Here is an 11,171-nt window from a genome sequence, read left to right as displayed (position 1 = left end):
AGGGAGCGATCCCGTTGACGGTGGGAGCCATCTGGCTCAGAATGCATGCCGTGCCGATGGTTGTCGGTGCATGGATATCTGCTGGCAAAAACCCGCCGCTGCTTCCCGACATAGGACGTTGTCGCTGACGATCATCTTCGGCCTGCCACGCTCGGCGATCAGATCGGCCAGTTCGGGCAGGACGCGGGGGCCCGAGATCGACGTGTCCACCACCGCCCGAAGGCACTCGCGTGTCACGTCGTCGACGATGTTGAGCACGCGGAACCGCCGTCCGGTGACAAGCTGGTCGTGAACGAAGTCCAGGCTCCAGCGCTGGTTGGGAAGTGCCAGCACCGGTGCAGGCGCCCGCGCGCCTACGGCACGCCTTCGTCCCTTCCTGCGCCAGACCGTCAGCCCCTCCTCGCGGTAGAGCCGCTAGGTCTTCTTGCGGTTGATCGTGATGCCGTCCCGGCGCAGCAGGACGTGCAGACGCCGATAGCCGAACCGCTTGCGCTGCTGCGGCAGCTCGCATAGCCGCGACCGCAGGTCGCCATCATCCGTCCGGCACGAACGATACCGCACGCTCGTGCGGTCCGCCCCGACGATCGTGCACGCCCGCCGCTCGCTCATCCCCAACGTCGCCTGGAGATGCGCGACCGCTTGCCGCTTCGCGTGGGGCGCTACCATTTTTTAACAGCAAATCCTTCAGACCCGCGTTGTCAGGCATCGTGTCCGCGAGCAGCCGCTTGAACCGTGCGTTCTCCTCTTCGAGCGACCGCGGCTGCTTCGCGTCGGACACCTCCAGGCCGCCGAATTTCGCCTTCCACGCGTAGTAGGTCGCACTCGACATCCCGTGCTTCCGACACAGTACGGTCATCACTGCCACATCGTCGAGATCGGCAACGACAGCTTCCGCTTCCGCGTCCACCCCCCCCGGCAAACCCCGGAAAGACAAAACCCGACTTGACCCGCAGCCTTACGGGCAGGCACATACCCTTCGACCTGGGTCATTTCTCGATGAAAACGCCGGGTCAACTCTCAGCGAAAATTAAACGACCTCCACATAAATATCTCTCCGCTTCACTTTGCGGTGATCCTACGAAATATTGCCTCATATTGAGTAAAAGCATGAACAACTGAAAACTGTTTTGCCCGATTAATTTGATCTTGGGGATCGGAAGGTTGCTCGATTATACGAATAATCCCATCCGCCATTGCATCATCGTCACCGACATTAACTAATATGCCAAAATCACCGTCCGAAAGAATTTCGGCAGGCCCGTCAGGACATGACGTCGAAACGATGCTACAACCAGCACCAAGCGCCTCAACAAGAACGTTGCCGAAGCCTTCCCATGCAGAACTAAGCACGAAAAGACGTGAAGCCGACAGACTTTCGCGGATATCGGGTACGAAGCCAGGGAATGCTATCGCGTCAGCGATTCCGAGATTGACTGCCATCGCCTCTAACTCGCCTCGCAGATCGCCATCGCCCAACACGATTGCGCGCACGTCAGGCCGGCTAATCTTGACCTTTTTAATTGCTCGCAGGAAAGTCGGAAAATCCTTTTGTGTTGCTAGGCGACCCGCTGTTACTACGACAGGGCCAGCACCATCAGTCAGCCAAGGATGTATCTGACCCGTACGATCAGCGTCGTTTAAAGGTCGGTAGGCAGGATTGTATATAACGTCGATCTTGGAGCGGTCCAACCTCGCGAACCGAGCAAGAGAATCGGCTAGCCCGCGTGACACTGCAACGATGGCAGCGGCACGTGGGTAGAATATGGCGGCAGCTCGATGCCAAATTTTCTGCTTGGGACTTCTAAGTGCGTAATCTGGATAGGGACTAGTTCGCTCTGTTAATAGGTTCTTGGTTTTTGTTCCGGACAAAATCCGGGCAAGAACCGCAGCATTGTTAAACTCTGGCATTGCAGATATTAAAATGTCATAATCACCTTTGCGAAGCTCTCTTACCAACGAAGGAATTGAACCCCGTGCGCTATTGGTAGGATGTCGCAGCCATTTAACTTCTGTATCGGAAGCAATAGCGTAGTCCTGACTCGTCGGACTACCAGTAAGGATCAAAGTAAAGTTATAGCCGCGATCCTGCATTTCGTAAGTGAAATTAGCGAGCATACGCTCGATGCCGCCAGGTTTCAAACCCTCGAAAAAAAAACAGATGCGCATTCTGTTCTCAAGCCTCCTTATTTGAAGACAGCCTTAACTGCGTTAAGATTCGCCGTTCCTTGACCCATATTCGGTTCGAGCAAAGAACCTTCCCCATACTCGTTCCAGCAGCAGATCACCGCTCTACGCACTCCGGTACGTTGCATCAAGGTGCGCGCCGACTGTAGATGGTTGGTGAACTGGTCAGGCGTTGCAACCGATGCGTCTGTTCGTGGGTCTGAACTGCCACCCCATGGTCGTCGGTCCCATCCAGTCGTGAGAGGTAGAATTACAGGTAGCTTAGCCGCATTGCTAACCAATCCTGGCCAGATTGTCTGATACAAGCGGTCCATTTCGTCATAACCATGGACTTCCGGGTGCCCAGCAGATCGCCGCTTAAAATTGTAGCTTGTTAAAGCCCTGAAGCCCGTTCCCGGCAGCGAGGCGATAGTGGTATCCGTATCGTTCCATACACCGGCGACGAAATAAAATGATAGCAGACCGTGCTTCTTGGCTGCTGAGTTCGCAATACTAAGCCATTCATTGAGGCTACCGCCAGCCAATGTCGCCTCGCGTGCCATTCGCCCAGTGTCAAAAATCATTACCACTGGATGGCCATCAATACGATAAAATTTGGGGGACTTTGCGTAGTCAATCCAAATTTTTACTATAGAGCGCCACTCCTCTACCTTTGTGGGTGGAGAATTGCCATGTCGTGCCCACATTAGCGCTGCGCGCGGCGCTGACCCACGCAGTCCAAGAAAATTACGCAGAGGCTTATCCGCTTGCACCCGACCATTTTCAAAATACCAATCGAATACAACAAAATTGATACCGGCGTCCGACATCTCATTAGCTTGTTTCATCAGAACCGACAGTTTGGTATCGTCATACCAACCCTTCAAAGGTCGGCGTTCGATATAAGGTTTGATTGGCGCCCATGTGTCGCGGTTATTAAAAAATCTGTCTCTATGCCAACCGGGAAAATAGTAGGTTCCCAACTCAATTGCCATTCCAGCTTTTGATTCACGAGTTGGAATCTTGGAAGGTGCCGATCTTCTATCCTTAGCCTCAACAGGTGGCGTCGGCTTGGAGGGAGACTGGACCACCTGTATACCCACAGTAGCCATAGTCGCCGCGAACAAACCGGTTAGCATTTTTGCCATTATGATACCCACTTTCTTAGCTGGCTCGGCAACATACTAAAGGCGTGACTGATTCCTTCCTTGTTTATGAAGATATTACCAATCAATAGCGCAACAGCTCCAACGGCAAGAACTAAACCTACCTTTAAAGTCGTGATCAAATCTATGATAGTAGGGCTGATAAAATACAGCAAAATCCAGAGCACTGACGATGCAGGTATAGCGCCTAATGCAGGCCGTATCACATTAGATTGGTAAGCGAAAAAAGTAATTCCTGACCTCTTCCAAAGTACTAGCCAGCAAACCTGTGAGAAAGCGATATACACTCCAATCATACCAAGTGATAAGGCAAATGGACCGTAGTGAACCAGAACGAATGACACTCCAAGAATCAAAGCGGCGAACGCACTTTGATAGATTAGGGCTAAACGGCTTTCACCGAGTGACGTCAGGTATGTTCCAAATGGATTTATGGTACTACGGAAACTGAACCATATCGCAATCGGGGTGAACAATGATGCGGCTCCGGACCATTGCGATCCCAAAATTAATGGCATAAGATAAGATGCTACAATTCCGAGTGGTAAATAAATAGAGAATGCTACTGTTGACGTAAGACGGACTATCTTCAGGTAAATTTTACCAACACTTATTGGTGATGATTGGCTTTTTGCCATTAGCGGCAAACCAACACGCGTAATAATAGGTAGCACGGCCAACATAATCTTAAGACACAAATCCCTAGGTTGGGCGTAGCTGCCCAAATCTATTTTACTAAAGTAACGACCCGCAAATATCATATCGGCTTGAACTGTTATTGCAATTGCAATACCTGCCAAAAACATATCTAGACTATAGCCTATAAAAATTCGAAGATCTGAAGCTCTAAATCTAAACAAGGGCGTCCAATTTTTCCCCAATAACAGAATAGCTAATATAAGCTGCACTACGCAACTGGCTACTTGACCAAAAACAACTGACATTATGCCGTAAGACCAAGTAGCGAGTACGATCGCCACAACGAAGGATACCATTGCTCCAGCACATTCAGCGATGACTACTCTACCAAAATTAAGATCCCGCTCGGCCAAGACCCGGAATTGTAAATAAGCAGCTTGAAGTATGAAAGTGCCGGCAGCAACACGGAGCGCCTGTATCATTGTAGGAGCATGAAAGAATTCCGCTACTAATTTGGATCCAAACGAAAGCGCAATAGTTAGAATGGCGCCTACACCAAAATTTGCCCAAAACAAAGACGACTTTTGATGATCGGTAACGTTACGAAAGCGGATAAGGGCTGTACTTAGCCCTCCATCACTCAGTTGTTGTATTGTCTGAAGAATTGTCGTGATCAGTACGATAATACCAAACTCCGCTACCGACACTATACTAGCAATGACAACTAGCTGCATCGTCGCGAAGACGGTACGAACGCCGTTCCCGAGCGCCACCCAGCGAACGGCCGCCGCCGTTGTCGCTTTTTGATAACTGGCAGATTCTTTAATCAAAACGGTCCCCGAGAGGCTGGGCGATACAGTCGCAGATTCAAGGCAGCCTCTAATGGACGATTGGCGAAAGCGCTAGATCGTAGTAAGGCAGTTCGAAGTAGCGGCGCGTATCGCCGATGGAGCTGCTGTTGTCGTAGCAGCTGAATGATTGAGTAAACCTGATGCAAATTAGGCACATTTTTATACCGATATTTTTGCTCTTCCTGCTTATTATCTCTCGGTTCTCATGGTCTGCGATAGATAACGAAACAGCTTCGGTTGTTTTCGCGGAGCAAAGCTCTGGACTTTTTGCAACCAAGCCATTCGTTGTTTTCGCAACGGGGGCTTTGGTACCATTTTTATGGTTTTTGGGCAATCCTGCGAAATCATTAGGTTATTTACCAGTCTCAATATATTTTTTCGCTTTAGCTTCCGTTACATGGAGTTTTGATACCAGTACAACTTTATTTTCAAGCATGATGTTACTTATGGTGTTCTGCTACCCATTTTTGGCGGTCAAATTACTTGGACCGCGACTTGCTACGCTGCTATTTTGGATGGTGGGAGTGATTGTAATAATTGCTTCTATTGCGTTGGCAGCAGTTGGTGACACACATGCTCTGATGGGCAGTAATCATTTCTTTTCTTGGCGAGGACTATTTGGACATAAAAATGTTTTCGGTCCATTTTTGGCAACTAACATTATAATATCCGTTTTCGCTTGGCGCATAATGGGAGTGCCGCGCATTATTTGTTGGTCGGTAGCCATATTGGACGCGTTTGCTTTGTCTATGTCTCGATCTACTACACCCATAATAGGACTGGCAATCGGTTTGTCAGCTTCTTTGGTTTTTATCCCGATAGTTAGCCGGCAAATGCGTTACATATGGATTGCTTGCACTCTCAGCGTTACAGCCCTTGGTGCGTTTTTGTTTGTTACAAACATCGAAGCGACTTTTGAGTTTTTTGGCCGCGATCCAACTATGACAAATCGAACACTACTATGGGGCCAGGTATTCGATCTGACATATCAGCATCGCCTTGGTACCGGCTTCGGTACGGGTGGCGGATCGCAGGTTTCGATTGAGGCTCAGAAGCTTTTTCGTCGGAAGGATAGTATTGGCATCCAAAGCGGCTATCTTACTGGGATTTTGGAGTTAGGGTGGGCGATCATTGCACTATATGTTGCCTGGATACTTGCCATTGTTGGAAAATTGCTAACGTCGGACCGCGTGCGGCAGGGTCAGCAGATGGTTGTCGCCACACTCGTCTTTCACTCATTGTACAGTGTGTCCGAGTCAGCCGGATTGATTCAGCCTAGCTGGTCTCTCTCAGTTTGCATGCTAGCGCTGTCCGTTTGTTTTCGTCCTGATACACAACAGAGTGATACGACCGAACTGTAACTGCTCACATGGTTGGCTGAGAGGGGTTGCGGCGACGGCTGCTATCTGATTCCATGGGGTCATGCCGCTTATGCCCCGCTTCAGACTGAGTGCCGCCGAGAAGGATGCGCTGCTGGTGCAGCAGCAGGACCTGATCGAGCAGCAGGCGTTGCGGATTACGGAACTGGAAGCGCTGGTGGGTCGCCCGCCCAAGACATCGGGCAACTCGCATGTGCCGCCCTCGAAGGACGGGTTCGGTCGGGGCAAGCCGAAGGGGGGCAAGGCATCGAACAGGCCGCGCCCGCCGCGCGAGGGCAAGGCACGGCCGCTGAGGGAGACGCCGGACAGGACCGAGCGCGTCATGGCGGCGGCTTGCGGGCATTGCGGGACCGAGGTGTCGGGGGCCGCGCAGCGCTGCCAGCACCGCTACGATCATATCGATCTGCCGCCGATCCGCCCGGTGGTGACGCGGGTGGAACTGTTCGGCGGTCGCTGCGGCGGGTGCGGTCGGCGCTACCGTGCCGAGGCACCGGCGGGGATGGCGCCTGGTACGCCGTTCGGCCCCGGCATCCGTGCGGTGCTGACCTACCTTCATCACAGCCATCATGTGAGTTTCGCGCGGCTGTCGCGGCTTGCCGCCGAGATGTTCGGCCTGAACATCTCGCAGGGCGCCATCGCCAACATGTTCCAGCGCCTGGGAACGGGGATGGCCGAGGCGACCGCCGCGATCCGCGAAAAGCTGCGTACCGCCCGGATCATCGCCTCGGACGAAGCCACTACCCGCACCAACGGCGTCACCCAGTGGCAGTGGGTGTTCATTTCGGACCAGGCGGTACTGCACGAGATCGCCCCGCGCCGGGCGCGAAGCGTCGCCGAAACGGTGCTGGGCGACCATCGTCCCGACGTCTGGATATCGGATCGCTACGGCGGCCAGCAGGAACTGGGTGGCCGGCACCAGGTCTGCCTCGCCCATGTCCTGCGCGACGTTCAATATGCCATCGACTGCGGTGACACGGTCTTCGCGCCGAAGGTTCGCGACCACCTGCGCTGGGCGATCCGGGTCGGCCGGCGACGACGGCACCTCAAGGACACCACGCTCGCCAGCTATGCCGCCAGGGCCGACCTCAGGCTGTCCCGGATGATGCTTGCCCCTGTCGCACACCCGGCGGGCAAGGCGCTGATGAAGCAGATCAAGGCGTGGCGGGCGAAGTTCTTCGTCTTCCTCACCAACCGCGCCGTACCCGCCACCAACAACGTATCAAAGCGCGAAATCCGCCCCTCCGTCGTCTTCCGCAAGGTCACCGGCGGCTTTCGCTCCGACTGGGGCGCCGCCATCCATGCCGGCTACCGTTCCATCACCGGAACCGCACGACTACAAGGCCAGTCTGCCCTTGGTGTCATCCGCAACCTCGTCGACGGCGGCTTCGCCGTCGCCTGATCACGCCGCCAGGCGCCAACCAAGTGAGCAGTTACCTGTCGGCAGCCAAACCCCGATGGATGGCTCGTTTCCGTCAGATCAGGTATGCCTCCCCTGACGGAAGGGGAGCCTGTTTTTTTACAAAGGCTGGGCCAGAAAGGCTAACGTTATACAATCTGCCATCGATCTCTATAGATTTGTAACTACGATCGAATTAAAAGTAGAAAGTGCGTTGGATCATTGCTCGGATGGTTTCCGGGTTGGAACTGATATTATAGATGAATAAGTGGAGTTTGATTAAATGAATGCAAAGCGACTTCGGATTGGTATTGATGCGCACGTTGTAACAGGTCGTTTTCAAGGAACGAGAACAACGCTGACCCGACTTTTGCAGGCATTGGCTCGTAGAGCTCCGCCGCACGACGTATTCATTTATTCAGAAGATCCAGTGGTTGCCAAAAGCTCTATTGGCGACAGTAATTTTCGGCATGAAAAAATTGAACAGGGCGGAGGAATCAAGCGACTATTGAAAATATTCCCACGCATATTCCAGCGCGACCATATTGATGTAGGAATATTTCAGTACAATACCCCACTGTTAAGTAAGACAAAAAATATTGTGTTCATTCACGATATTTTACCCATGACGCATCCACAGTTTTTTCCAATAGTAAATCGTATTCGTATATGGATTTTTTTCTCCATTTCTATTGCGAGATCATCGCTTGTGGTAACAGTAAGCGAATATACTCGTCAGCAGGTACTCCGCTTCTATCGCTTAGCACCGAACCGCGTGCTCACCATACTAAACGGACCTTCATTCAATCCCGCCTGCTATAACTTGCCTCGATTGAAGCCCGCTAATCCCTACGTGCTGGCTGTAGGAAGAATAGAGGAAAGAAAAAATATCCACTTACTTGTAGATGCCTTTCACAAAACAAATGTTGAAGCAAATCTAATTGTAGTAGGCGCATTTGATTTGGGTTTCAAATACGAATTTCCAAACGATTCTAGGATCGAAAGCCGAAAGGGGTTAGGCGACTTATCGTTGATAGAATTGTATCGTGGCGCCAGCCTGTTCGTTTATCCGAGTGCGGCAGAAGGGTTCGGGCTTCCGCTTCTCGATGCAATGCTGTTCGGTGTGCCAACCATCGCCTCATGCTTAACTGCAATGGAGGAAATCGCCGGCAACATGATCGAAACCTTCGATCCAACTGATCCTAGCGCATGTGACTGGCTTGCCGCACGTATCACGTCGCATTTTGCGGAGAAGCCGGTGGCGGCGTTAGATACGGTTCAACGAACTGCACTCGCAGGCAGGTTCAATTGGGATAATGCAGCAGACAGGCTTATTAAAGCTGTCGAAACTGTTGCAATATAGGGCTGAAATCATAGGCACGCTAATTCGAAAATGTTTACGCTTTGTACAGAGGTGCAAAATGGTTGTAACTGGATACGTGCGTTATTATATGGAAGCGATAGGCATGCCCTGCGATACGGCAAAGGGGGCGGCAGGTGGAGCGCTTCGATAAGTTACGGAGGTTTGCCTCCACGGCAACGATTGTATAGTATCGCTCAGTTAATAGCATATTTGCCCGCTGCAGGTTGGGTGTTGCGCTAACCTACTAAATCGATTGGCATGCCGAATGCCTATCGTGATGGCTGATTTATACTGGCAGTGGCTGCGAATATGCGAATGACGCCGGGATGCGTCGTAACATTGTTCATGAAGGTCGCTTTTAGTATTCTGATATTGAACTGCTGATGCGGTACGCACCTTGGGACGAGAATGGCATCATGAATGTAACACAGTTTCCTCATACGACAGTCGGAATCGTTATCAAGGCGCTGAACGAACACGTGCATATTGAGCGCGCAATTCGTTCAGCACTGCATGCGACCGGCAATATGGATGCAACAGTGGTCCTTGCCGACAGCGGGTCGACTGACGGAACGCTCGAAATAGCCAAGTCGTTCAATATTCGGATAGTGCAGCTCGCCGACACTTCCGAGCGTTCCTGCGGCATTGGAGCTCAGTTAGGTTTCCAGCATCTTGACTGCGAATACGTTTACATTCTTGACGGCGATATGGAGTTGTTCCCTGATTTCCTACGCCATGGTATTTCTCGGTTAGCGGCGGATCCTCACCTTGCGGGTATTGCTGGCAGGGTCGAAGAGCATGGCGAAGGCAATTACGAATTTGAGCGCCGCAAGGCTACCAACGATGGGGTCGTAACCGGACCAGTCGAATCGCTTGACATGGGCGGACTATACCGCACCGATGCCATTCGCCAAGTGGGCTATCTAACTAACCGCAACCTCCATTCATATGAGGAGAAGGAACTAGCGTTTCGCTTGCGCGCGGAAGGCTTCCGTTTGGAACGGATAGCGGAACCGGCGGTACGGCATTTCGGTAAAACTCAGACAACTGGCACTCTTTTGGCGGCTCGCTGGCGTTCACATCATCTCGATGGGCCGGGCGAGCTCTTACGGGCAGGCTGGGGAACGGCATGGTTCTTGAGCGCGGTGAGGTTGTTCTGGCGACCGATCGCAGTGGTAATGAGCTGGGTAGCGTTTGCCATATCTCTACTTGTGATGCCATGGATCGTGTGGCTTCCACTGGTTGCGCTGATGTTTCAAGCGCTGCTCTTCGCTATCTTCCTACGTCGGACGCGCAGCGTTACTATTGCCGGGGTGGCGTTTCTTAACCTACAAGTGGTGGCATTGTCGCTTGCACGGGGTCTGTTTAGACGCCAGAAACCGCCAAGAGATAATGTAGCTTCCGTTGTGCTTGCTTAGAGCCCGACCGAAAATTAAGTTGAGAGATTTCAGCCAGTTGTGATTCACCGAGGGTTGCGAAGACCACGGGGATCACATGGGCTGGACCAAAACCGCTCGGCGCGAGCATGACAGAAGAGGTCTGCGGTACGCAAGCGACTGCACCGATCGGGAATGGGCGATCATCGCGCCGCTGCTGGCCCGCACGACCAGGGTAGGCCGTCCGCGCCTGCACCGGGCACGGGACGTGTGGGATGCGATCCAGTACCTGGCGGCGACGGGGTGCCAGTGGGCGCAACTGCCGCGTGACTTTCCATCGTTCACGACAGTGCAGTACCATTTCTACCGGATGCGCGACAGCGGCCTGCTCGACGCGATCAACGCGGTGCTGGTGGCCGGGGTGCGGGTCGCAGAAGGCCGCGAGGCCGAACCGACTGCCGGCATCATCGACAGTCAATCGGTCAAGACCACCGAAGCGGGCGGGCCGCGCGGCTATGATGCCGGCAAGAGAATCAAGGGGGCTCCTGTACATTGTAGGGACACAGATTCACGGTAGGCGTCGTCGTCGTCGTCGGGCGGGCTATTTCCGCAGGTTTTCGATACCGAGTTCGCGCCACATCCATGTGAAGTCGTAGGTCACCATCGGGTCGCTCGGATCGGGCTTGGCACCGCTGCGGTTCTCGAGGTGCTTGACCCAGGCAGCAAGACGATCGCGGCCCGCGGCGGTCTTGGCGGCCGCACGCGGGGTGATATCGCCCAGCATCCCGATCGGTTCGTCAAGTGTAGCGCGGTACTGGCGATCGAGCATGTCGTGGAT

7 protein-coding genes and 3 pseudogenes are annotated in these 11,171 nt (G+C 53.0%); 5 read left to right on the top strand and 5 right to left on the bottom strand.

Annotated elements, in window-relative coordinates; genetic code table 11:
* Window positions 1-69 precede the first annotated feature (69 nt).
* The 4 genes and pseudogenes from ABLE43_RS22520 to ABLE43_RS22505 form a co-directional block, all read right to left on the bottom strand.
* Window positions 70-907: pseudogene (locus ABLE43_RS22520) on the bottom strand (transposase); the annotation flags it as partial.
* Window positions 908-1,059: 152 nt separating this feature from the next.
* On the bottom strand, window positions 1,060-2,166 hold the full coding sequence (locus ABLE43_RS22515) for a glycosyltransferase (RefSeq protein WP_348980209.1): 1,107 nt from the start codon (window positions 2,164-2,166) through the stop codon (window positions 1,060-1,062).
* 17 nt (window positions 2,167-2,183) lie between these two features.
* Complete coding sequence (locus tag ABLE43_RS22510; RefSeq protein WP_348980208.1) at window positions 2,184-3,311, bottom strand: glycoside hydrolase family 99-like domain-containing protein; 1,128 nt, start codon at window positions 3,309-3,311, stop codon at window positions 2,184-2,186.
* A complete protein-coding gene (locus ABLE43_RS22505; protein ID WP_348980207.1) occupies window positions 3,311-4,798 on the bottom strand; it encodes an oligosaccharide flippase family protein in 1,488 nt (495 codons plus the stop codon). The genes ABLE43_RS22510 and ABLE43_RS22505 overlap by 1 nt, the downstream gene beginning before the upstream one ends.
* 161 nt (window positions 4,799-4,959) lie before the next feature.
* On the opposite strand from ABLE43_RS22505, the gene ABLE43_RS22500 reads away from it, so the two are divergent.
* From ABLE43_RS22500 to ABLE43_RS22480, 5 genes and pseudogenes are all read left to right on the top strand, one after another.
* Complete coding sequence (locus tag ABLE43_RS22500; RefSeq protein ID WP_348980206.1) at window positions 4,960-6,180, top strand: O-antigen ligase family protein; 1,221 nt, start codon at window positions 4,960-4,962, stop codon at window positions 6,178-6,180.
* A gap of 61 nt (window positions 6,181-6,241) precedes the next feature.
* A complete protein-coding gene (gene tnpC, locus ABLE43_RS22495; protein ID WP_348980205.1) occupies window positions 6,242-7,597 on the top strand; it encodes an IS66 family transposase in 1,356 nt (451 codons plus the stop codon).
* Window positions 7,598-7,877: 280 nt separating this feature from the next.
* Window positions 7,878-8,957: a glycosyltransferase family 4 protein gene (locus ABLE43_RS22490; RefSeq protein WP_348980204.1), complete on the top strand. Its 1,080-nt coding sequence runs from the start codon at window positions 7,878-7,880 to the stop codon at window positions 8,955-8,957.
* Window positions 8,958-9,340: 383 nt separating this feature from the next.
* Entirely contained in the window at window positions 9,341-10,375 is a 1,035-nt protein-coding gene (locus tag ABLE43_RS22485) for a glycosyltransferase family 2 protein (RefSeq protein ID WP_348980203.1), read from the top strand.
* Between the two features lie 76 nt (window positions 10,376-10,451).
* Window positions 10,452-10,886, top strand: a pseudogene (locus tag ABLE43_RS22480) (transposase); the annotation flags it as partial.
* 48 nt (window positions 10,887-10,934) lie between these two features.
* On the opposite strand, the pseudogene ABLE43_RS22475 reads toward ABLE43_RS22480, so the two are convergent.
* A pseudogene (locus ABLE43_RS22475) lies at window positions 10,935-11,171 on the bottom strand (hypothetical protein); the annotation flags it as partial.

The organism is Sphingomonas silueang (assembly GCF_040049155.1).
Taxonomy (GTDB): domain Bacteria; phylum Pseudomonadota; class Alphaproteobacteria; order Sphingomonadales; family Sphingomonadaceae; genus Sphingomonas; species Sphingomonas silueang.
The sequence above is the reverse complement of the archived record's forward strand: the minus strand, read 5'-3'. Positions and strand labels throughout refer to the sequence as shown.